General features: G+C 65.9%; 21 protein-coding genes. 16 read left to right on the forward strand and 5 right to left on the reverse strand.

Going from position 1 to position 22,598, the window contains the following annotated elements; genetic code table 11:
* Window positions 1-129: 129 nt before the first annotated feature.
* Together NX068_RS10275 and NX068_RS10280 are read right to left on the reverse strand one after the other, a co-directional pair.
* The gene (locus tag NX068_RS10275) at window positions 130-1,113 is read right to left on the reverse strand and encodes an MBL fold metallo-hydrolase (protein ID WP_263461181.1); all 984 of its coding nucleotides are present in this window, start codon (window positions 1,111-1,113) and stop codon (window positions 130-132) included.
* Between the two features lie 64 nt (window positions 1,114-1,177).
* Window positions 1,178-2,185: an LLM class flavin-dependent oxidoreductase gene (locus NX068_RS10280; protein WP_263461182.1), complete on the reverse strand. Its 1,008-nt coding sequence runs from the start codon at window positions 2,183-2,185 to the stop codon at window positions 1,178-1,180.
* Between the two features lie 46 nt (window positions 2,186-2,231).
* Between NX068_RS10280 and NX068_RS10285 the strand changes: the two genes are divergently transcribed.
* The 5 genes from NX068_RS10285 to NX068_RS10305 all read left to right on the forward strand — a co-directional run bounded on the left by NX068_RS10285 (window position 2,232) and on the right by NX068_RS10305 (window position 6,360).
* Entirely contained in the window at window positions 2,232-3,134 is a 903-nt protein-coding gene (locus tag NX068_RS10285) for an ATP-grasp domain-containing protein (protein WP_263461183.1), read from the forward strand.
* A 108-nt stretch (window positions 3,135-3,242) separates the two neighbouring features.
* A complete protein-coding gene (locus NX068_RS10290) occupies window positions 3,243-4,034 on the forward strand; it encodes an ABC transporter substrate-binding protein (protein ID WP_263461184.1) in 792 nt (263 codons plus the stop codon).
* Window positions 4,035-4,162: 128 nt separating this feature from the next.
* Entirely contained in the window at window positions 4,163-4,849 is a 687-nt protein-coding gene (locus NX068_RS10295; protein ID WP_263461185.1) for an ABC transporter permease, read from the forward strand.
* Window positions 4,846-5,571, forward strand: a complete 726-nt coding sequence (locus NX068_RS10300) for an ABC transporter permease (RefSeq protein ID WP_263461186.1) — start codon at window positions 4,846-4,848, stop codon at window positions 5,569-5,571. Before NX068_RS10295 ends, NX068_RS10300 begins: the two co-directional genes overlap by 4 nt.
* Before the next feature lie 24 nt (window positions 5,572-5,595).
* Entirely contained in the window at window positions 5,596-6,360 is a 765-nt protein-coding gene (locus tag NX068_RS10305) for an ABC transporter ATP-binding protein (protein WP_263461187.1), read from the forward strand.
* Here the strand turns inward: NX068_RS10305 and NX068_RS10310 are convergent.
* From NX068_RS10310 to NX068_RS10320, 3 genes are all read right to left on the reverse strand, one after another.
* Window positions 6,353-7,483, reverse strand: coding sequence for an MFS transporter (locus tag NX068_RS10310; RefSeq protein ID WP_263461294.1), 1,131 nt, complete (start codon window positions 7,481-7,483; stop codon window positions 6,353-6,355). The genes NX068_RS10305 and NX068_RS10310 overlap by 8 nt on opposite strands.
* Before the next feature lie 120 nt (window positions 7,484-7,603).
* Window positions 7,604-8,593 (reverse strand): HpcH/HpaI aldolase/citrate lyase family protein, encoded by a 990-nt coding sequence (locus NX068_RS10315; protein WP_263461188.1) that lies wholly within the window; start codon window positions 8,591-8,593, stop codon window positions 7,604-7,606.
* Window positions 8,594-8,689: 96 nt separating this feature from the next.
* Window positions 8,690-9,679: a malate dehydrogenase gene (locus NX068_RS10320; protein WP_263461189.1), complete on the reverse strand. Its 990-nt coding sequence runs from the start codon at window positions 9,677-9,679 to the stop codon at window positions 8,690-8,692.
* Between the two features lie 233 nt (window positions 9,680-9,912).
* On the opposite strand from NX068_RS10320, the gene NX068_RS10325 reads away from it, so the two are divergent.
* The 11 genes from NX068_RS10325 (at window position 9,913) to zapE (ending at window position 22,565) form a co-directional block, all read left to right on the forward strand.
* Window positions 9,913-10,641, forward strand: coding sequence for a GntR family transcriptional regulator (locus NX068_RS10325; RefSeq protein ID WP_068636600.1), 729 nt, complete (start codon window positions 9,913-9,915; stop codon window positions 10,639-10,641).
* Between the two features lie 110 nt (window positions 10,642-10,751).
* Window positions 10,752-11,141, forward strand: a complete 390-nt coding sequence (sdhC, locus tag NX068_RS10330) for a succinate dehydrogenase, cytochrome b556 subunit (RefSeq protein WP_263461190.1) — start codon at window positions 10,752-10,754, stop codon at window positions 11,139-11,141.
* The gene (gene sdhD / locus NX068_RS10335) at window positions 11,135-11,482 is read left to right on the forward strand and encodes a succinate dehydrogenase, hydrophobic membrane anchor protein (protein ID WP_263461191.1); all 348 of its coding nucleotides are present in this window, start codon (window positions 11,135-11,137) and stop codon (window positions 11,480-11,482) included. Before sdhC ends, sdhD begins: the two co-directional genes overlap by 7 nt.
* Before the next feature lie 2 nt (window positions 11,483-11,484).
* Entirely contained in the window at window positions 11,485-13,278 is a 1,794-nt protein-coding gene (gene sdhA / locus NX068_RS10340) for a succinate dehydrogenase flavoprotein subunit (protein WP_263461192.1), read from the forward strand.
* A 19-nt stretch (window positions 13,279-13,297) separates the two neighbouring features.
* A complete protein-coding gene (locus NX068_RS10345; protein WP_263461193.1) occupies window positions 13,298-14,008 on the forward strand; it encodes a succinate dehydrogenase iron-sulfur subunit in 711 nt (236 codons plus the stop codon).
* 15 nt (window positions 14,009-14,023) lie between these two features.
* A complete protein-coding gene (locus NX068_RS10350) occupies window positions 14,024-14,260 on the forward strand; it encodes an FAD assembly factor SdhE (RefSeq protein WP_263461194.1) in 237 nt (78 codons plus the stop codon).
* A gap of 60 nt (window positions 14,261-14,320) precedes the next feature.
* Window positions 14,321-15,616: a citrate synthase gene (gltA, locus tag NX068_RS10355; protein WP_263461195.1), complete on the forward strand. Its 1,296-nt coding sequence runs from the start codon at window positions 14,321-14,323 to the stop codon at window positions 15,614-15,616.
* 162 nt (window positions 15,617-15,778) lie between these two features.
* Window positions 15,779-18,628 carry a 2-oxoglutarate dehydrogenase E1 component gene (locus NX068_RS10360; protein WP_263461196.1) on the forward strand — a complete coding sequence of 950 codons (2,850 nt, stop codon included), beginning with the start codon at window positions 15,779-15,781 and terminating at the stop codon, window positions 18,626-18,628.
* A 38-nt stretch (window positions 18,629-18,666) separates the two neighbouring features.
* A complete protein-coding gene (odhB, locus tag NX068_RS10365) occupies window positions 18,667-19,860 on the forward strand; it encodes a 2-oxoglutarate dehydrogenase complex dihydrolipoyllysine-residue succinyltransferase (protein WP_263461197.1) in 1,194 nt (397 codons plus the stop codon).
* 83 nt (window positions 19,861-19,943) lie between these two features.
* The gene (lpdA, locus tag NX068_RS10370) at window positions 19,944-21,368 is read left to right on the forward strand and encodes a dihydrolipoyl dehydrogenase (RefSeq protein ID WP_263461198.1); all 1,425 of its coding nucleotides are present in this window, start codon (window positions 19,944-19,946) and stop codon (window positions 21,366-21,368) included.
* A gap of 84 nt (window positions 21,369-21,452) precedes the next feature.
* Entirely contained in the window at window positions 21,453-22,565 is a 1,113-nt protein-coding gene (zapE, locus tag NX068_RS10375) for a cell division protein ZapE (RefSeq protein ID WP_263461199.1), read from the forward strand.
* Window positions 22,566-22,598 lie beyond the last annotated feature (33 nt).

Consider the following 22,598-nt stretch of genomic DNA (forward strand, 5'->3'; position numbering starts at 1 on the left):
GATGGGAAGGGCGGATCGTTGAATCATCGGTCTGCTCGCTCATATAGAAACGGCCCTGCCAGCGATGGCAGGGCCGTTTGTTTTCAGGGAGGCGAGTTGGCTGCTGCGTCTGCCCAGTTCCTTGCTCGTTTATTGGGGTGTGGCGTTGAACTCCAGCGGCACCCACTCATAAGCCTCCCCCTCGGCGCGCACATGGCCGATGCCGGGGAAGGGCAGGTGCATGCCGCCGACCAGCAGCTTTTCCTTCGCCGAGCGGGCGAAGATCTGCTTGCGTGTCGCCACTGCCGCTTCGCTGTCCACGTCGAATTCGATCGAGACTTCGGGCTGGGCGAACTGCACCGCGTGGTTATGCACGATGTCGCCCCAGATCAGCAGCTTGCGTTCGCCGCTGCCGACCAGGTAGCCGCTATGGCCCGGCGTATGGCCGGAGGCGGCGACGCTGGCGATGTCGGGCACGATGTCCCGGTCGGTGCTGAAAGTCTTCCACTGGCCGGCGGCGCGGTAGGGTGAGGAGGCATCGCGGGCCATCTTGAAGAAGGGCTGGACCTCCTGCGCTGCCTTGGCAGCGACTTCGTCGTTGAGCCAGAAGTCGTTGTCGGCCTGGGCCGACCAGATCTCGGCGTTGGCGAACACCGCCTTGCCGTCGGCGTCGATGAGGCCGTTCATGTGGTCGCCGTGCAGATGGGTCAGCAGCACGACATCGACCTGGGCGGGATCGTAGCCGGCGGCGCGCAGATTGCTGGCGACGTGGCCGAGCGAGGGGCCGAACAGGTGGGCGGCACCGGCATCGACCAGCACCAGCTTGTCGCCGGTGTTGATCAGGTAGGCGTTGACGGCGGTCTGCACTTTCGGCACCTGCAGGAAGTGGCGGGCGAGCAGGCGGTCACGGTCTTCGTCGCGCAGGTTCTTCAGCAGCCCGGTGTCGATCTCGATGGCACCGTCGTACAGCGCGGTGACTTCGATGTCGCCGAGCATCATCCGGTAGTAGCCGGGCACCTGGGTCTGGAGCTGCGGCGCGGCTGCGGTGGCGAAGCCGGCGCCGGCGGCGATCAGCACTGCGGCGGCGCAGTGCAGCAGCGGGCGCATCAGGCGGGATGGGGCGTTCTTCTGCATGGGATTCCTCGGTCGGGGTTCGAGCGCCGAGTATCCCATGAGCGTGCAAGCGCGCGGCGCCCGTTCAGGCGCTGGCCGGTTCCCAGGCCTCGGCGAGGATCTCGAAGGAGCGGCAGCGGGCGGCGTGATCGAAGATCTGCGCGGTGACGATCAACTCGTCGGCGCCGGTTTCGGCAATCAGTCGTTCCAGGCCGCGGCGCACGGTGTCGGCATTGCCGACGGCCGAGCAGGTGGTGGCCTCGTCGACGTATTGCCGTTCTGCCGGCGTCCAGCCCTGTTCCTCATCCAGCGCCGGTGGCTGCAGCAGGCCGCGATCGCCGCGGGCGATGCCGGCGAAGCGGTTGCGCAGCGAACTGAACAGCAGCCGGGCTTCGTCGTCGCTGTCGGCGGCGATGGCGTTGGCGCCGACCATGACATAGGGGCGTTCGAGTGCCGCCGAGGGCCGGAAGCGGCTGCGGTACAGGTCCACCGCGCGCAGCAGGAAGCGCGGCGCGAAGTGCGAGGCGAAGGCGAAGGGCAGGCCGAGGTGGGCGGCCAGTTCGGCGCTGAAGAGGCTGGAGCCGAGCAGCCAGATCGGTACCTCCAGGCCGGCGCCGGGTACGGCCTGCACTTTCTGGCCGGGCTGGGCCGGCTTGAAGTAGCCCTGCAGTTCCAGCACGTCCTGCGGGAAAGTCTCGTCGCTGTTGCCCAGGTTGCGGCGCAGTGCGCGTGCCGTCGTCTGGTCGGTGCCGGGCGCACGGCCGAGGCCGAGGTCGATCCGGCCCGGGAACAGGGATTCCAGGGTGCCGAACTGTTCGGCGATCACCAGCGGGGCGTGGTTCGGCAGCATGATGCCGCCGGCACCGACCCGGATGCGCCGGGTGTGCGCGGCGACGTGGCCGATGACCACCGCGGTGGCGGCGCTGGCGATGCCTGCCATGTTGTGGTGCTCGGCGAGCCAGTAGCGGTTGTAGCCGCTGCGGTCGGCGAGCTGGGCGAGTTCGCGCGTGTTGCGCAGTGCGTCGGCGGTGGTGCTGCCGGACGTCACGGGGGCGAGGTCGAGGACCGAGAGCGGGATGGGGGAGCGGGACATGGGGCTGCTGCTAGAATCGCGGCCTTTCATTACGCCACAGCCGCCGATGACTGCCAAGCCGATCGACGTCGTGATCCTGACCGAGGATCGTTACGTGCACCCCGACCCCGACGATTGGTACCAGGCACAGATTGCGCGCGAGGACGGCCTGGTGGCTGAAGCGCTGCAAGCGCAGGGCCTCAGCGTGGCGCGGCGTTCCTGGACCGATCCGGCGATGGACTGGCGCGTATGCGGCAGCCTGCTGTTCCGCACGACCTGGGATTATTTCGACCGCTTCGCCGAGTTCTCGCGCTGGCTGGACGCGGTGTCGGCGCAGACGCGCCTGTTCAACGACGCCGGCCTGATCCGCTGGAACGTCGACAAGCACTATCTGGCCGACCTGGCGGCGCGCGGCGTGGCGATCGCGCCGACGTGCTTCGTCGAGCGCGGCGAGGCGACCACGCTGGCGTCGATCATGGCGGCGCAGGGCTGGGACGAGATCGTCTTCAAGCCGGCGGTGTCGGGCGCGGCGCGGCTGACCTACCGTGTGGATCGGGCTTCGCTGGCCGGGCACGAACCGGTCTTCACCCGCTGTGTGGCGCAGGAGGCGATGCTGGTGCAGCGCTTCGAGCCGGCCATCCTCGCCGACGGCGAGCTGTCGCTGATCGTGATCGGTGGCCGCTGCACCCATGCCATCCGCAAGACCGCACGGGCGGGGGATTTCCGCGTGCAGGACGATCATGGCGGCACCGTGCATGCGCACCTGCCTTCCGCAGCCGAGCGCGCCTTTGCTGAAACCGCGGTCGCCGCCTGCCCGTCCCTGCCGCTGTATGCGCGGGTGGATTTCGTGCGCGATGGCGGCGGCTTCCGGCTGATGGAGCTCGAGATGATCGAACCCGAGCTGTTCTTCCGCTTCGATCCGCCGGCGGCAGAGGTACTGGCCGCGGCGCTGGCCGAAAAGCTGCGTTGAATCAAGGCGCTTTTTGCATCGCAGCATCATGATGCCCGGCGAAATCCGCATGCGACGGACAGCGCTGCGGTTAGAATTGCAACATTTATCAGATTCCGGGGACTCGTGATGATCCGACGCACGCTGCTGTTCGCTGCTCTGGCCTTGTCCATGCAGGGCGCAATGGCCAAGGACTGGGACAGCATCCGTTTTGCGACCGAGGGTGCTTATCCTCCGTTCAACACCGTGGACACCAGCGGTGCGGTGCAGGGTCTGGATGTGGATATCTCCAATGCGCTGTGCGAGGAGATGAAGGCGAGGTGTACCTGGGTGAAGCAGGAGTGGGACGGCATGATCCCGGCCCTGCTGAGCCGCAAGTTCGACGCCATCTCGGCCTCGATGTCGATCACCGAGGAGCGCAAGAAGCGCGTCGACTTCACCGACAAGTACTACGCCACGCCGCTCGCGCTGGTGGCGAAGAAGGGCAGCAGCCTGCTGCCCGAGCTGGACGTGCTGAAGGGCAAGCGCATCGGCGTGCAGCGCGGCACCGTGGCCGACACCTTCGCCACCCGTTTCTGGGCCGGGCAGGGCGTCAACGTGGTGCGCTACGCGCGCCAGGAAGAGGCTTATCTCGACCTTTCCTCCGGCCGCATCGATGCGGCCTGGGCGGACGCGCTGGTGGCCGACGGCGGCTTCCTGAAGCAGCCGGCGGGGGCCGACTACACCTTCGTCGGTGGTCTCTACCACGGCCGTACCGCCGAGGAAAAAGGCGTGATCGGCGAGGGCGTCGGCATCGCGATCCGCAAGCAGGACGCCGAGCTCAAGCACAAGCTCAACGCGGCGCTGGCGGCGATCCGTGCCAACGGCAAGTACGACGAGATCCGCAAGAAGTACTTCGACTACGACATCTACGGTGAGTGATTGCGGCGCGCGGGCGGGCGGCAAGGCCTGCGCGATCGTTCGTGTCCTGCGTCGGCGGCCCTGTGGTCGCCGACCCGTTTCTGAGCGCTGCGGTCGTCCCTGCCGGGGCTGAGCGCACGGCCTTTCCGATGCTTCACGGTTATCTACCTTCCCTTCTCGATGGTGCCTGGGTGACGCTGCGCGTGGCAGTGTTCTCGCTGCTGCTCGCGCTCGTGCTCGGCCTGCTCGGGGCCTCGTCGCGGCTGTCGCCCAATCGCCTGCTGCGCCTGCCGGCGACCGCCTACACCACCATCGTGCGCGGCATACCCGACCTGGTGATGATGCTGCTGATCTTCTACGGCGGGCAGGTGGGCATCAATCTGCTGACCGATGCGCTCGGGATGGACTACATCGACGTGAATCCCTTCGTCGCCGGTGTGCTGACGCTGGGCTTCATCTTCGGCGCCTATTTCACCGAGACCTTCCGCGGCGCCTTCATGGCGGTGCCGGCCGGCCAGCTCGAGGCCGGGCGCGCCTACGGCATGAGCAACTGGCAGGTCTTCAGCCGCATCCTGTTCCCGCAGATGCTGCGCCATGCGCTGCCGGGCCTGGGCAACAACTGGCAGGTGATGCAGAAGAGCACCGCGCTGGTGTCGATCATCGGCCTGTCGGACATCACCTGGCTGGCCGACCAGGCCGGCCGCAGCACGCGCGAGCCCTTCCTGTTCTATGCGGTGGTGTGCGTGTTTTATCTGGTGCTGACGGCGGTGTCGGGCCTGGTCTTCAACTGGCTCGAGCGGCGCTACTCGGTGGGTGTGCGGAGGGCGCAGACATGATCGAGTGGAGCCTGTTCGCCGAGAGCTGGCCATCGTATGCGTCCGGCCTGTGGCTGACGCTGCAACTGACCGTGCTGTCGCTGATCGCCGGCCTGCTGCTGGCGATTCCGCTTGCCGTGCTGCGTGTGTCCTCCAATCGCTGGCTGTCGGGGCCGGTGTGGGCCTACAGCTACTTCTTTCGCGGCACGCCGATGCTGGTGCAGTTGCTGCTGATGTACTACGGCCTCGGCCAGTTCGAGTGGGTTCAGGCGCAGTGGGATGCGGGCAGCCGCTTCTGGCTGCTGTTCCGCGACCCTTACGGCTGTGCGTTGATCACCTTCGCCCTCAACACCGGCGCCTACACCACCGAGATCATCGCCGGCGCGCTGCGGGCGATGCCGCATGGCGAGATCGAGGCCGCGCGCGCCTGCGGCATGAGCCGGTTCACGATGCTGCGGCGCATCCAGCTGCCCGGAGCGCTGCGGCGTGCGCTGCCGGCCTACAGCAACGAGATCATCTTCATGCTGCACGGTACGGCGATCGCCTCCACCGTGACCCTGGTGGATCTGACCGGCGCCGCGCGCAATGCCTATTCGCAGTTCTTCGCGCCCTTCGAGGCCTTCATCTTCGCCGGCCTGATCTATCTCGCCGTCACCTTCGCCCTCGTCGGCCTGTTCCGCATCGCCGAGCGGCGCTGGCTCGCCCACCTGCAGCCGCGCAAGCCGCTGGGCAAGGGCGCCTGAGCCCGTTTCAAGGATCCGTTTCTCATGACCCAGCTTACCGTCGAAGACCTGCACAAGCGCTACGGCGATCACGAGGTGCTGAAGGGCGTGTCGCTGTCGGCCGAGGCCGGCGACGTGATCACCATCATCGGCTCGTCAGGTTCGGGCAAGAGCACCTTCCTGCGCTGCATCAACTTCCTCGAGCAGCCCGATGCGGGGCGCATCAGCGTGGCCGGCGAGGAGATCCGCCTGGTGCCGGGCAGGGACGGGCATCTGAAGGTGGCGGACGCGAAACAGCTGCAGCGTCTGCGCACCCGGCTGGCGATGGTGTTCCAGCACTTCAACCTGTGGGCGCACATGACCGTGCTGGAGAACGTCGTCGAAGCGCCGGTGCATGTGCTCGGCGTGCCCAGGAAGCAGGCGCTCGAGCGCGCGATGGCCTATCTCGACAAGGTCGGCATCAGCCGCTTCAAGGACAGCTACCCGGCCCACCTGTCGGGCGGCCAGCAGCAGCGCGTGGCGATCGCGCGGGCGCTGGCGATGGAGCCGGCGGTGCTGCTGTTCGACGAGCCGACCTCGGCGCTCGACCCGGAGCTGGTCGGCGAGGTGCTGAAGGTCATGCGCGGGCTGGCGGAAGAGGGACGCACCATGGTGGTGGTGACCCACGAGATGGGCTTCGCGCGCGAGGTCTCCAGCCAGGTGATGTTCCTGCACCAGGGCCTGGCGGAAGAAAGCGGGCCGCCTGCACAGCTTTTCGGCCAGCCGAAGAGCGAGCGCCTGCGCCAGTTCCTGTCCGGCAACCTCAAGTAGGCAGGCGGCGCAGCCGGAGCGCGACCGCGCCGGTCCCGAGCACGCAGATCCCCAGCAGCGCGGCGAGGCCGGGCCAGTGTCCGGCCGTCCACGCGGTGCCGGCGAGGCTGCCGATGACGCTGGCGCCGAGGTAGTAGCTCGACAGGTAAAGCGCCGAGGCCAGCGCGCGCCGCTCGCCCGCGCGCCGTCCCACCCAGCCGCTGGCGAGCGCATGGGCGGCGAAGAAGCCGAAGGTGAATACGCCGACGCCGGCAATGATCATCCACAGCGGCTGGCCGAGCGTCAGCGCCAGTCCGGCGCCCATTACCGCGACCATGCGCCACATCGCCTTCTGCCGGCCGTGGCGCTCGGCCAGGCGCCCGCTCAGGGCCGAGGCCCCGGTGCCGACGAGGTAGAGCAGGAAAACCGCGCCGATCGCGCTCTGGCCGAGCAGGTAGGGCGGCTCCAGCAGGCGGAAGCCGAGGAAGTTGTACAGGCCGACGAAGGCGCCCATGGCGAGGAAGGCGACCAGGAACAGCCATGGCAGGCCGGGGTCGCGGTAGATGGCGAGGATGTCGCGCAGGATGCGCGCCGGTCTGGCGGAGCGCGGCTGGAAGTGGCGCGAATCCGGCAGCCGGCGCCAGAACACCAGCGCCGACAGCAGGCCGAAGACGCCGATCACGGCGAGCGCCGTGCGCCAGGAGCCGAGGTCGGCCAGCAATGCCGAGACGAAGCGTCCGCTCATGCCGCCCAGTGCATTGCCGGCGATGTACAGCCCCATTGCGCGCGCCTGGGCACTGGCGGCGACTTCCTCGCCGATGTAGGCCATCGCCGCCGCCGGCAGCCCGGCGATCACCGCGCCGAGCAGCGCGCGCAGCACCAGCAGCGAGAGGAAATCGGGCGCGAAGGCGCTTGCCAGCGCGAGCATCGCGGCGATCGCCAGCGCCCATTTCATGAGCTGCTGCCGCCCGAGCCGGTCGGCCAGCACGCTGCCCGGAATCAGCATCAGCGCGAGTCCGGCGGTGGTGGTCGATACCGTCAGGCTGGCGCTGGCGGCACTGACGCCGAATTCGCCGGCGAGCAGGGGCAGCAGCGACTGGGTGCTGTACACCAGCGCGAAGGTGGCGAAGCCGCCGACGAACATCGCCAGGTTGGCGCGGCGGTAGGCGGGCGTGCCCGCCTCGAGATGCGTGGAGCCGGCAGTGCCCGGACCCATGTTCGGCGGCTTCATGGAGCGGATCGGAACACGCTTGTTGCAGCGGACTCAGGCCGCGAAGAAACGATGCCGCGCCTCGCCGGGCAGCTCCATGCCGGTATTGCGCGCACGCTGCAGCAGTTCCCAGTAGTAGCGATAGGAGGCGCGGTCGTGCAGCCGGCCGCCATGCTGGATCGGTCCCCAGTCGGCATCCTGGGCGGCGATCAGGATCTGCGCGGCTTCCTCGACTTCGGAGAAGTCCGGCTGCATCGCGGCGACGATCGGCAGAATCTGGTTGGGATGGATGCTCCACATGCGCAGGTAGCCGAACTCGCGGCGGGCACGTTCGGCGTCGTGGCGGATGACGGCGACGTCCTGCAGCTCGGTGGTGACGTTGTGCGAAGGCACGACGCCGTTGGCGAGCGCGGCGGCGGAGATTTCGGTCTTGGCGCGGCTGACCAGCGGGTGTTCGAACTGGCCCGGGCTCTTCATCGCACTGCCGGGAATGGCGCCGTGGTGGCCGGAGACGAAATCCATCAGGCCGAAATCGAGCGATTCGACGCCGTCGAGCGCGGCGATCTCCCAGGCTTCGCGCAGCGCGCCGTGGGTCTCGATCAGCACATGCACCGGCAGCGCGCGCGTGTTGCCGCAGTCGGCCTCGATGTGGCGCAGCTCCGCGATCTGGGTCGCGGCATCGGCGGCCGAGCGGACCTTGGGCAGGGTGATGAAGGCCAGCCGCCGGCCGGCGCCGCGCACCAGGATGTCGAGATCCTGCATCCAGTGCGGATGGGTGATGTCGTGGATGCGCGCGCCGACGCGGCCGAAGTGGTTCTCGGCGCCGTTCACCACGCCCACCACCATCCGGGCGTGCTCGGCTTCGGCGCCTGCGCGGGCGCCGTCCTCGCAGTCGCAGGTGATGTCGAACACCGGGCCGAGCTCCTGCTGCAGCTTCAGTGCCTTGAGCATCAGCTTCTCGGCGCCGGCGTAATGGTCGACCGCGGGCAGGGCGGGAAAAGGCTTTTCGCCGGCGAACAGGACATCGGCAGGGTGCAGGCGCATGCGGGTTCTCCTCGAAGGCGGCACGGGAAACAAAAAGGGCCACGGATTCTACCCCGCGGCCCGGTGCAGACGCGGCCCGCAGGCCGCGTTGCGGTCTTACTTCAGCATGTCGGCAACGGCGGCACGCTCTTCTTCGAGTTCCTTCAGCGTGGCGTTGATCTTGCCCTGCGAGTACTCGTCGATTTCCAGGCCCTTGATGACCTTGAACTGGCCGTCCTTGCATTCGCACGGAACACCGAACACGATGCCTTCGGGGATGCCGTAGGCGCCGTCGGACGGCACGCCCATGGTGACCCAGTCGTCCGAGCCCAGCACCCAGTCGCGCACGTGGTCGATGGCGGCATTGGCGGCCGAGGCGGCCGAGGACAGGCCACGGGCTTCGATGATGGCGGCACCACGCTTGCCGACGGTGGGCAGGAAGACGTCGTTGTTCCAGGCGTGGTCGTTGATCAGCGCCTTGACGCTGTCGCCGTTCGATTCGCAGAAGCGGTAGTCGGCGTACATCGACGGCGAGTGGTTGCCCCACACGACCATCTTCTTCAGCGACGACACCGGACGGCCCGACTTGGCTGCCAGCTGCGACAGCGCGCGGTTGTGGTCCAGGCGCAGCATGCCGTGGTAGTTGTTCGGGTTGGTGCGGCCGACCTTGATCGCGGCGGCGCGGGCGATGTAGGCGTTGGTGTTGCAGGGGTTGCCGACGACCAGCACGCGCACGTCTTCCTTGGCGTTCTCGGCGATGGCCTTGCCCTGCACGGTGAAGATCGCGCCGTTGGCGGTCAGCAGGTCGGCACGTTCCATGCCGGGGCCGCGCGGACGGGCGCCGACCAGCAGGCAGACGTCGGCGTCCTTGAAGGCGACATTGGGGTCGTCGGTGGCGATCATGCCGGCCAGCAGCGGGAAGGCGCAGTCTTCCAGCTCCATCATCACACCCTTCACGGCCTTCTGGGCCTGGGGCAGGTCGAGCAATTGCAGGATCACGGGCTGGTCCTTGCCCAGCATTTCACCGCTGGCGATGCGGAACAGCAGGCTGTAGCCGATCTGGCCGGCGGCGCCGGTTACTGCAACGCGCATGGGGGCTTTGCTCATGTGAATACTCCCTCTATAAAGAAGACGGTCTGTGATGGCGGTATCGAGAATTCGCGCCTCTGCCGCACGGTGCGATGGATTCCGGCACATCATGCCGGACATTCGCGCCGCATGCATCAGGGGCGCGGAGATACTAAGAAGAAATGTCGAAGCTGTCAAATCATGACTTATATCTTATATAAGATATAAGACGAGGCATAGACGACTTGTTTTTTTTGTGCTCAAATGCGCGCATGTCACGGGAAGCTCCTACTTTCAGCCCGCTCTACCGCCAGATCAAGACCCTGATTCTTCAGGCTCTCGAATCCGGCGAGTGGCGGCCTGGCCAGGCGATTCCGAGCGAGCAGGAACTGGCGGCGCGCTTCAGCGTGTCGCAGGGTACCGTTCGCAAGGCGATCGATGAAATGGCTGCCGAGAACCTGCTCGTCCGCAAGCAGGGGAAGGGCACTTACGTCGCTTCGCACAATGATCCGAGGGCGTTGTTCCGTTTTCTGCGCCTGGTGCCGATGGATGGCGACCTGTCGCAGCCGCAGAGCGTACCGCTGGACTGCTGGCGCGCCAAGGCCGGCCAGGAAGCTTCGCGCATGCTGGGCATCGAGCCCGGGGCGCCGATCATCATCGTCCGCCGCCTGCTGAAGTTCTCGACCAAGCCGGTGGTGATCGACGAAATCTATCTGCCCGGGGAGATCTTCCAGGGGCTGACTTCGGAAGTGCTGCAGGACTGGAACGGTTCCCTGTACAGCCTGTTCGAGACCCGTTTCGGCCTGCGCATGATCCGCGCGCAGGAGCGCATCCGCGCCGTTGCCGCCGACCGCAATGCCAGCGAGGCGCTGAAGGTCGCCGAAGGCACGCCGCTGCTGTCGGTCGAGCGGGTCACCTACACCTACGGCGACAAGCCGGTCGAATGGCGGCGCGGCCTCTATTCGACGGCCGAGCACTTTTATCTGAATGAGTTGAATTGACGTAATGACGCACCGGGTGAGGGCGCTATAATTACTGATTACGTATAACGGTGTACGTATTTTCGAAGTCGACGGCGGATCTTTCGTCGTACATGTAGAGGGGAGTCTTCATGTCAGAAGTGACTGTACGCAAACCAAGGCCCAAGCACTTGGCCGTGAATCAGATCCGGCTGCCGCTGCCGGGTATCGTCTCGATCCTTCACCGGGTCAGCGGCGCGGGCCTGTTCCTGCTGCTGCCTTTCCTGCTGTATCTGCTCGATCGCAGCCTCGGTTCGCCCGAGACCTTCGATACCTTCAGCGCGGTGGTGGGGCATCCGCTGGCCAAGCTGCTGCTGCTGGGCCTGCTGTGGGCCTACATGCACCACTTCTGTGCCGGCATCCGTTTCCTGCTGCTCGACCTGCACAAGGGAACGGAACTTCAGGCCGCGCGCAATTCGTCGCGCATCGTTCTGATCGTGAGCATCGCGCTCACCGTGATCATCGGGGTGAAACTATGGTGAAGCGTCAACCTGTCGGTGCGCACTACGGCCTGAAGGACTGGATTGCGCAGCGTGCCACTGCGGTCTTCATGGCCATCTACACGATCATCTTCGCGGTCTGTACGCTGACTCTGTCCGAGTTCAGCTATGAGGCCTGGAGCGGCCTGTTCTCCAGCGGCCCCTTCCGCTTCCTGAGCTTCCTGTTCTTCCTGTCGCTGTTCTATCACGCCTGGATCGGCGTGCGCGACATCTGGATGGACTACGTCAAGCCGGACGGCCTGCGCCTGTCGCTGCATCTTGTCACTCTCTTCTTGCTCGTCGGCTATGCCGGCTGGGCGGCCCAGATCCTTTGGAGGCTGTAAGCGTGAACGTCGCCAAGCGTACCTTTGATGCAGTCATCGTCGGCGCGGGTGGTGCAGGCCTGCGCGCTGCCCTGCAACTCTCCGAAGCCGGCCTGAAGACGGCCGTCCTGACCAAGGTCTTCCCGACGCGTTCGCACACGGTTGCAGCGCAGGGCGGTGTGGCCGCCTCGCTGGGCAACACCACCGAGGACAACTGGCACTGGCACATGTACGACACCGTGAAGGGCTCGGACTGGCTGGGCGACCAGGATGCCATCGAGTTCATGGTCAAGAAGGCCAACGAGGTCGTCGTCGAACTCGAACACTACGGCATGCCCTTCGACCGTACCGACAACGGCAAGATCTACCAGCGCCCGTTCGGCGGCCACTCGATGAACTACGGCCAGGCGCCGGTGATGCGCTCCTGTGCAGCCGCCGACCGTACCGGCCACGCCATGCTGCACGCGCTGTACCAGCGCAACGTGCGCGCCAACACCCAGTTCTTCGTCGAGTGGAACGCGCTCGACCTGATCCGCAACAGCGAAGGCGACGTGCTCGGCGTCACCGCGATCGAAATGGAAACCGGCGAGGTCTCCATCTTCCACGCCAAGGCGACGATCTTCGCCACCGGCGGCGCGGGCCGCATCTACTACAGCTCCACCAACGCCTTCATCAACACCGGTGACGGCCTGGGCATGGCGGCGCGTGCCGGCATCCCGCTGGAGGACATGGAGTTCTGGCAATTCCACCCCACCGGCGTGGCCGGCGCGGGCGTGCTGATCACCGAGGGCGTGCGTGGCGAGGGCGGCATCCTGCGCAACAGTAGCGGCGAGCGCTTCATGGAGCGCTATGCGCCCAACCTGAAGGATCTGGCCTCGCGCGACGTGGTCTCGCGCTCGATGGTGACCGAGATCAACGAAGGCCGCGGCTGCGGTCCTGACAAGGACCACGTGCTGCTCGACATCACCCACCTGGCGCCCGAGAACATCATGAAGCGCCTGCCGGGCATTCGCGAGATCTCGATCCAGTTCGCCGGAATCGACCCGATCAAGGCGCCGATCCCGGTCGTGCCGACCTGCCACTACCAGATGGGCGGCATCCCGACCAACTACAAGGGCCAGGTCATCGTGCCGAAGGACGGCAACCCGAACACCCCGGTGGTCGGGTTCTACGCCGCCGGCGAGTGCGCCTGCGCCTCGGTGCACGGCGCCAACCGCCTGGGCACGAACTCGCTGCTCGACCTGCTGGTGTTCGGCAAGTCGGCCGGCGAGAGCGTGGTCGAGGACTTCCAGTCCGGCAACCTGTCGCTGAAGCCGCTGCCGGCCGATGCCGCCGACCTGTCGCTGGCGCGCATCGCCCGCCTGGAAAACCAGAAGAACGGTACCGACGTGCATGAAGTGCGTCTGGCCATGCAGCGCACGATGCAGAAGCACGCCGGCGTGTTCCGCTTCAACGAACTGCTGACCGAAGGCGTCGCCCGCATCCTCGAAGTGGCCGAGCAGTCGTTGCATACCGAGATCGGCGACAAGTCGAAGGTGTGGAACACCGCCCGCACCGAGGCGCTGGAACTGGACAACCTGATCGAAGTCGCCAAGGCGACCATGATCTCGGCCGAGGCGCGCAAGGAATCGCGCGGCGCCCACGTCCGCGACGACGCGCCGGATACGGCAGAGAATCCCAACGGCCGCGACGACAAGAACTGGCTCAAGCACACGCTGTGGTACCGCGACGGCAACCGCCTCGACTACAAGCCGGTGAACCTGAAGCCGCTGTCCGACGACGTGGAACCCATCGCGCTCGCCAAGCGCACCTACTGAGCGCGGGAGAACAAACAACATGAGCAAGCGTACCGTTCATTTCAAGATCTATCGCTACGATCCGGACAAGGACGAGAAGCCCTACATGCAGGACATCTCGGTCGAGCTGGAAGCTTCCGACAAGAAGCTGCTCGACGCCATCGTCCGCCTCAAGACCAAGGACGACACCCTGTCGTTCCGCCGTTCCTGCCGCGAAGGCGTGTGCGGCTCGGACGCGATGAACATCAACGGCAAGAACGGCCTGGCCTGCCTGACCGACGTCGACAGCCTGCCGCAGCCGATCACGCTGCGTCCGCTGCCCGGCCTGCCGGTCATCCGCGACCTGATCGTCGACATGACGCAGTTCTTCAAGCAGTACCACTCGATCAAGCCCTACCTGGTCAACAACGACCCGCCGCCCGAGCGCGAGCGCCTGCAGTCGCCGGACGACCGCGAGGAGCTCAACGGTTTGTACGAGTGCATCCTGTGCGCCTGCTGCTCGACCTCGTGCCCGTCGTTCTGGTGGAACCCGGACAAGTTCGTCGGCCCGGCCGGCCTGCTGGCCGCCTACCGCTTCCTGGCCGACACCCGCGACCAGGACACCAATGCGCGTCTCGACAACCTCGAAGACCCGTACCGCCTGTTCCGCTGCCACTCCATCATGAACTGTGTCGACGTCTGTCCGAAGGGTCTGAATCCGACCCGCGCGATCGGCAAGATCAAGGATATGATGGTCCGCCGTGCGGTCTGAGGACGAGGTCGGCACATGAGCATCAACAGGGGGCGTGTCCGCTGGCAGTGTCGTCGGGCCTTGCTCGAACTCGATCTCGTGTTCGAGCGCTTCCTGGAGCGGCACTTCGATCGTCTCAGCGACGATCAGATAGCGGATCTGGACGACCTGCTGCGTTGCGAGGACCACGACCTGTGGGGCATGGTCAATGGCAGCAAGGCATGTGAGACGGACCGCTGGAAGGAGATGATCGGCCTGCTGCGTCAGCCCTGACGCAGCAGATATGATCACGATACGACAAGCAGTTAAACCGGCTAGTAGAAGGGACGATCTATGAGCACTGAACGCACTGCAACGCTGACCGTCGATGGCAAGACCGTCGAATTTCCGGTGATGACCGGCACGCATGGCAACGATGTCATCGACATCCGCACCCTGGGCGCCAAAACCGGTCTGTTCACCTACGATTCTGGCTTCCTGTCGACTGCGAGTTGCAAGTCGAACATCACCTTCATCGATGGTGACAAGGGCGAACTGCTGTATCGCGGCTATCCGATCGAGCAACTGGCCGACAACTGCAACTTCCTCGAGGTCGCCTACCTGCTGAAGAACGGCGAACTGCCGAATGCCACGCAGAAGTCCGATTTCGAGAACACGATCAAGCGGCACACCATGCTGCACGATCAGATGACCAAGTTCTACTCGGGCTTCCGCCGCGACGCGCACCCGATGGCGGTCATGGTCGGCGTCGTCGGCGCGCTGTCGGCCTTCTACCACGAGGCGCTGGACTTCTCCGACGCCGAGCACCGCAGCATCTCGATCAACCGCCTGATCGCCAAGCTGCCGACGATCGTCGCGATGGCCTACAAGTACAACAAGGGCGAGCCCTTCATGTACCCGCGCAACGACCTCGACTACACCGCCAACTTCATGCACATGATGTTCGGCACGCCGTGCGAGAAGTACGAGCCGAACCCGGTGCTGGTGCGTGCGCTCGACGTCATCTTCACGCTGCATGCCGACCACGAGCAGAACGCCTCCACCTCCACGGTGCGTCTGGCCGGCTCTTCCGGTGCCAATCCCTTCGCCTGCATCTCGGCCGGCATCGCCTGCCTGTGGGGTCCGGCGCATGGCGGCGCCAACGAAGCTTGCCTGAACATGCTGGAAGAAATCGGCGACGTCTCGCGCGTCGGCGAATACATCGAGCGTGCCAAGGACAAGAACGACAGCTTCAAGCTGATGGGCTTCGGCCACCGCGTCTACAAGAACTTCGACCCGCGCGCCAAGCTGATGGGCAAGGTCTGCGCCGAGGTGCTGGCTGAGCTGGGCCTGGAGAACGACCGCCTGTTCAAGCTCGCCAAGGAGCTTGAGAAGATCGCGCTGGAAGACGAGTACTTCGTCGAGAAGAAGCTCTACCCGAACGTCGACTTCTACTCGGGCATCGTGCAGAAGGCGCTGGGCATCCCGACCTCCATGTTCACCTGCATCTTCGCCCTGGCGCGGACGGTGGGCTGGATCACCCAGTGGGAAGAAATGATCACCGATCCGGAATACAAGATCGGCCGCCCGCGCCAGCTCTATACCGGCACGGCGCGACGCAACGTTCCGGCGATCGAACAGCGTCCGTAAGAGACGATGGAGAGGGGAGGGAGACATCGCCGAACCTGACGACCAGCGGGGTGAACGCGTGCGCGCGTTCATCCCGTTTTTCCATCGGAGTTCGCTCGACGGTTTCTCCGATCACCGCATTACCTGCAAGCAGCGCAACAGACAATACAGGTGGCTTTCATCATGATGAAGCAACTCGAACAGACCTCGCATTTGTTCGGCTCGAACGCGCCGTTCATCGAAGAGCAATACGAGAATTACCTCGCCGATCCGAGCTCCGTTTCGGACGAATGGCGCAACTATTTCGACCAGCTGCAGAGCCAGCCCAGCGTCGTCGCGCGTGACGTCGCGCACGGCCCGGTGATCGCCGCTTTCGAGCAGATGGCCAAGCGCGGCCCGGTCCGCACCGTGGTCGCCGGCGACGGCGAGGACAAGCAGCAGGTTTCGGTACTGCAGCTGATCAACGCCTATCGCTTCCTGGGCAACCGCTGGGCCAATCTCGATCCGCTCAAGCGCACCGAGCGCCCGCAGATCCCCGAACTCGAACCGTCCTACTACGGCTTCACCGAAGCCGACCTGTCGAAGAGCTTCAACGTCGGCTCCTTCCACGGCTTCTCGACCGAACGCGCCAGCCTGCGCGAGATCCTCGAAGCGCTGCGCCAGACCTACTGCAGCTCGATCGGCTCGGAGTACATGTACATCTCTGACATCACGCAGAAGCGTTGGATCCAGAGCCGGCTGGAAAGCGTGCGCGGCACGCCGAAGTTCTCCGTCGAGGTGAAGAAGCGCATCCTGGAACGCACCACGGCCGCGGAAACGCTCGAGCGCTACCTGCACACCCGCTACGTCGGCCAGAAGCGCTTCTCGCTCGAAGGCGGCGAGAGCGCCATCGTCGCGATGGACGAGATCGTCCGCGTCGGCGGTAGCCTGGGCGTGGCCGAAACCGTGATCGGCATGGCCCACCGCGGCCGCCTCAACGTGCTGGTCAACACCCTGGGCAAGTCGCCGTCGATGCTGTTCTCGGAATTCGAGGGCAAGGCCGCCGCCGACCTGACCGCGGGCGACGTGAAGTACCACATGGGCTTCTCCAGCGACGTCATGACGCCGGGCGGCCCGATGCACCTGACGCTGGCCTTCAACCCGTCCCACTTGGAAATCATCAACCCGGTGGTCGCCGGTTCGGTCTATGCGCGCCAGATCCGCCGCGGCGATGCCGACAAGGGCCAGGTGCTGCCGGTGCTGATCCACGGCGACGCCGCCGTCGCCGGCCAGGGCGTCAACCAGGAAATGCTGAACTTCTCCCAGACCCGCGGCTACGGCACGGGCGGGACGGTTCACCTGGTCATCAACAACCAGATCGGCTTCACCACCTCCGATCCGCGCGACTACCGCTCCTCGCTGTACTGCACCGACATCTTCAAGATGGTCGAGGCGCCGATCTTCCACGTCAATGGCGACGATCCCGAAGCGGTGGCCTTCGTCACCGCGCTGGCAGTCGAATTCCGCCAGGAGTTCAAGAAGGACGTGGTCGTCGACATCGTCTGCTTCCGCAAGCTCGGCCACAACGAGCAGGACGAGCCGATGGTCACCCAGCCGCTGATGTACCGCAACATCCAGAAGCACGCGGGCACGCGCAAGCTCTACGCCGACCGCCTGGTGGCCGAAGGCAGCATCGGCGCCGACGACCCGGAGAAGATGATCGCCGAATACCGCGAGCATCTCGACCGCGGCGAGCTGCTGTACAACCCGGTGCTGTCGGGCCACAACCGCCAGTTCTCGGTGGACTGGACGCCCTTCCTGAAGCAGCCCTATACCGACGCGGCCGAGACCGCCATTCCGGTGCAGGAAATCAAGCGTCTCGGCGAGCGCCTGAGCACCGTACCCGAAGGTTTCGCGCTGCATTCGCGGGTCAAGAAGATCATCGACGACCGCGCCGCGATGGCGCGCGGCGAACTGCCGCTCGACTGGGGCATGGGCGAGAACCTGGCCTATGCCAGCCTGCTCGCGCAGGGCTATGGCGTGCGCGTCTCGGGTGAGGACGTCAATCGCGGCACCTTCTTCCACCGCCATGCCGCGCTGCACGACCAGCGCCGCGAGCGCTGGGACGAAGGCACCTGGAAGCCGCTGGATCACATCCAGGATGGGCAGGCCCGCTTCCAGTGCTACGACTCGGTGCTGTCCGAGGAAGCGCTGCTGGCGTTTGAATACGGCTACTCCACCACCGAACCCAACGAGCTCGTCGTCTGGGAAGCCCAGTTCGGCGACTTCGTCAACGGTGCCCAGGTCGTCATCGACCAGTTCATCAGCTCGGGCGAAGCCAAATGGGGCCGCCTGTCGGGCCTGGTGATGATGCTGCCGCACGGCTACGAAGGGCAGGGGCCGGAGCACTCGTCGGCCCGTCCCGAGCGCTTCATCAGCCTCGCCGCCGAGAACAACTGGCAGATCGCGGTGCCGACGACGCCGGCCCAGGTCTTCCACCTGCTGCGCCGCCAGATGGTCCGCCGCCTGCGCAAGCCGCTGATCATCATCACGCCGAAGTCGCTGCTGCGCCACAAGGAAGCGATCTCGTCGATCGACGAACTGGCCAACGGCCACTTCCAGACGGTGATTCCGGAGGTCGAGAACCTCGACCCGAAGAAGGTCAAGCGCGTGGTGCTGTGCCAGGGCAAGATCTATTACGAGCTGCTGGCCCACCGCCGCGACAACAACATCACCGATACCGCGCTGGTGCGTGTCGAACAGCTCTATCCCTTCCCGGCCGAAGCTTTCGCCAAGGCGATCGAGCAGTTCCCGAACGCCAAGGAAGTCGTCTGGTGCCAGGAAGAGCCGCGCAACCAGGGTGCCTGGTACTGGCTCGCTTCGCGCCAGCATCTGGTCAACGTGCTCGGCAAGCGCAAGCTGCTGCTGGTCAGCCGGCCGGCCTCGGCGTCGCCGGCGGTGGGCTACTACGCCAAGCACAACGAGCAGCAGAAGGCCGTCATCGAGAACGCCTTCGGCCCGATCCGCGACACCACGCCGCAGTCGCCGAACTGATGTCCCAGAACCGATAGAAAGAACAGGGAGAGAACTCCATGCTGATCGAAGTGAAAGTACCGCAGCTTTCCGAATCCGTTTCCGAAGCCACCCTCGTGTCCTGGCACAAGAAGGCGGGTGACGCCGTCTCGCGCGACGAGAACCTGATCGACATTGAGACCGACAAGGTCGTGCTCGAGACGCCGGCGCCGGCCGACGGCGTGCTGGTCGAAATCATCAAGAACGACGGCGACACCGTGACCTCGGGCGAGCTGATCGCCCGCATCGACACCGAGGCCAAGGCCGCCGCCGGTGCGGCGCCCGCCGCCGAGCCGGTGCCGGCGGTGACCGCGCCGCCGGCTGCCGCCGCCTCGTCGGCCGCCGGTGCCGCGAGCCCGGCCGCGCGCAAGATCCTCGACGAGAAGGGCATCGCCGCCGCCGACGTTGCCGGTAGCGGCCGTGGTGGCCGCGTCACCAAGGGCGACGCCGCTGCCGCCCAGCCGAAGGCGGCCGCCGCCGCGCCGGCGCCCGCGGTGCTCACCGCTGTCGGCGACCGTCCGGAAGAGCGCGTGCCGATGACCCGCCTGCGCGCCCGCATCGCCGAGCGCCTGATCCAGTCGAAGAACGAAAACGCCATCCTGACCACGTTCAACGAAGTGAACATGGCGCCGGTGATGGCGCTGCGCAAGCAGTACGGCGACAAGTTCGAGAAGGCGCACGGCGTGCGTCTGGGCTTCATGGGCTTCTTCGTCAAGGCTGCCGTGGCCGCGCTGAAGAAGTACCCGATCCTGAACGCCTCGGTCGATGGCAACGACATCGTCTACCACGGCTACATCGACATCGGCATCGCGGTCGGCTCGCCGCGCGGCCTGGTGGTGCCGATCCTGCGCAACGCCGAATCGATGTCGATCGCCGACATCGAGCTGAAGATCGCCGAGTTCGGCCAGAAGGCCAAGGACGGCAAGCTGTCGCTGGAAGATCTGTCCGGCGGCACCTTCTCGATCTCCAACGGCGGCGTGTTCGGCTCGATGATGTCGACCCCGATCATCAACCCGCCGCAGTCGGCGATCCTCGGTATCCATGCCACCAAGGACCGCCCGGTGGCCGAGAACGGCCAGGTCGTGATTCGTCCGATCAACTACCTGGCGATGTCCTACGACCACCGCATCATCGACGGCCGTGAAGCCGTGCTGGGCCTGGTGACGATGAAGGAGGCGCTGGAAGATCCGGCCCGCCTGATCCTCGACGTCTAAACTACACGAACAGGGGCGCGTTCCACCGCAGGGTTCCGGCTCGTGCGGCGGGGCAGCGCCCCGTTTTTCTGCAGGAGAGATGAATGTCCCAAGAATTCGACGTCCTCGTCATCGGCGGCGGCCCCGGCGGCTATGTCGCGGCCATCCGTGCAGCCCAGCTCGGTTTCAAGACCGCATGCTGCGAATCCAATCCCTATGCCGACCCCAAGGGTGAGCCCCGCCTCGGCGGCACCTGCCTGAACGTCGGCTGCATTCCGTCCAAGGCGCTGCTGCACACCTCGCACCTGTTCGAGGAAGCCGGCCACGGCTTCGAGAGCCAGGGCATCAGCGTCGGCACGCCCAAGATCGACGTCGCCAAGATGATCGCGCGCAAGAGCGGCATCGTCGACCAGCTCACCGGCGGCATCAAGGGTCTGTTCAAGAAGAACAAGGTCACGCTGCTGAACGGCCACGGCGCCTTCGCCGGCAAGGGCGACGCCGGCTGGCACGTCAAGGTCGGCGAGGAGCTGATCGTCGCCAAGCAGGTCATCGTCGCCACCGGTTCGGCGCCGCGCCACCTGCCGGGCATCCCGGTCGACAACAAGATCGTCTGCGACAACGTCGGCGCGCTCGACATCGACGCCGTGCCGAAGAAGCTCGCGGTGATCGGCGCCGGCGTGATCGGCCTCGAGATGGGTTCGGTGTGGCGCCGCGTGGGTGCGGACGTCACCGTGCTCGAAGCCATGCCCGACTTCCTCGCCGCCGCCGACCAGGACGTCGCCAAGGAAGCGCTGAAGGTCTTCACCAAGCAAGGCCTCAAGATCAAGCTCGGCGTGCAGATCGGCGAAGTCAAGGTCGGCAAGAAGGGCGTCACGATCAACTACAAGGACAAGGATGGCGCCGACCAGAAGCTCGAAGCCGAGCGCCTGATCGTGTCGGTCGGCCGCGTGCCGAACACCGACGGCCTGAACCCGGAAGCCGTCGGCCTGAAGATCACCGAGCGTGGCATGATCGAAGTCGACGACCATTGCCGCACCAACCTGCCCGGCGTGTGGGCGGTGGGCGACGTGGTGCGCGGCCCGATGCTGGCGCACAAGGCGATGGAAGAGGCGGTGATGGTCGCCGAGCTGATGGCGGGCCAGGCCGGCCACTGCAATTTCGACACCGTGCCGTGGGTCATCTACACCAGCCCCGAGATCGCCTGGGTCGGCAAGACCGAGCAGCAGCTCAAGGCCGCGGGTGTCGCCTACAAGGTCGGCAAGATTCCCTTCCTCGCCAATGGCCGCGCGCTCGGCATGGGTGACCCGACCGGCTTCGTCAAGATGCTGGCCGACGCCAACACCGACCGCATCCTCGGCGTGCACATCATCGGCGCCAATGCCTCGGAGCTGATCTCCGAAGCCGTGGTGGCGATGGAGTTTGCCGGCTGCAGCGAAGACCTGGCGCGCATCTGCCACGCCCACCCGACGCTGTCGGAAGTGGTGCATGAAGCGGCGCTGGCCTGCGACAAGCGCCCGCTGCACTTCTGATCGACCTGCAGCACCAGGAGGGGTGAGACGCGGGGGTTGCCTCGCACTCACCCCTTTTCCCGTCAAGCTCCTCCGCTTTCACCCATGCCCCATCGCACCCTCAACGTCCCCGAGCGCGGGATGATCGACGCCTACGAGGCCCAGCTCGCGGCGCGCGGCTTCAAGTCCGACCCCGCCCAGCGCGGCGCGGTGCAGCGCCTGCAAGCGCTCTACACCGAACTGGTGGGCTTCAAGGCGGCTCGCCGCGGCACGCTGCGCAAGCTGTTCGCGCGGCCGAAGATGCCGCGCAGCGTGTATTTCTGGGGCGGCGTGGGGCGCGGCAAGAGCTTCCTGATGGACTGCTTCTTCGACTGCGTGCCCTACCAGCGCAAGCGCCGCGTGCATTTCCACGCCTTCATGCAGGAAGTGCAGAACGACCTGAAGCGCTTCAACAACGAAGCCGATCCGCTGCAGAAGGTCGCCGACCGCATCGCGGCGCAGACCCGGCTGCTGTGCTTCGACGAATTCCACGTCTCCGACATCGCCGACGCGATGATCCTCGGCCGCCTGCTGGAAGCACTGTTCGCGCGCGGCGTCATCTTCGTGATGACCACCAACTACCCGCCCGACGGCCTGTATCCGAACGGCCTGATGCGGGTCAATTTCCTGCCGACGATCGAGTTCATCAAGAAGAACTTCGACGTCATCGAAGTCGATGACGGCACCGACTACCGCTTGCGCACGCTGGAGACGCTGGAGATCTTCCTGGTGCCGCACGATGCCACTGCCGAGCGCAAGCTCGAAGAGGACTTCGTCCGCCTCGCCGGCGGCACCGGCGAAACCGGCGAAGTCGAGATCCTCGAGCGCAAGCTGAAGGTGGTGCGCAAGGCCCCAGGGGTGATCTGGTTCGACTTCGATGCCCTGTGCCGCGGCGCGCGCTCGCAGAACGACTACCTCGAGATCGCGCGCGAGTACCACACGCTGCTGCTGTCCCGGGTGCCGAAGATGTCGCCGTCGGACGCCTCCGAGGCTCGGCGCCTGACCTGGCTGATCGACGTGCTCTACGACCACCGCGTCAAGCTCATCGTCAGCGCCGAGGCGCCGGCCTACGAGCTGTATACCGAAGGCCAGAACGCGCACGAGTTCGTGCGCACCGTCAGCCGCTTGATCGAGATGCGCACGCGCGACTACCTGGCCGAGGCGCATCGGGTCGAGTAGGACTGGCTTGCCCTCGAAGCGTCCAAGGGCCAT

The organism is Thauera carbonicopians, assembly GCF_025699485.1.
Classification (GTDB): domain Bacteria; phylum Pseudomonadota; class Gammaproteobacteria; order Burkholderiales; family Rhodocyclaceae; genus Thauera.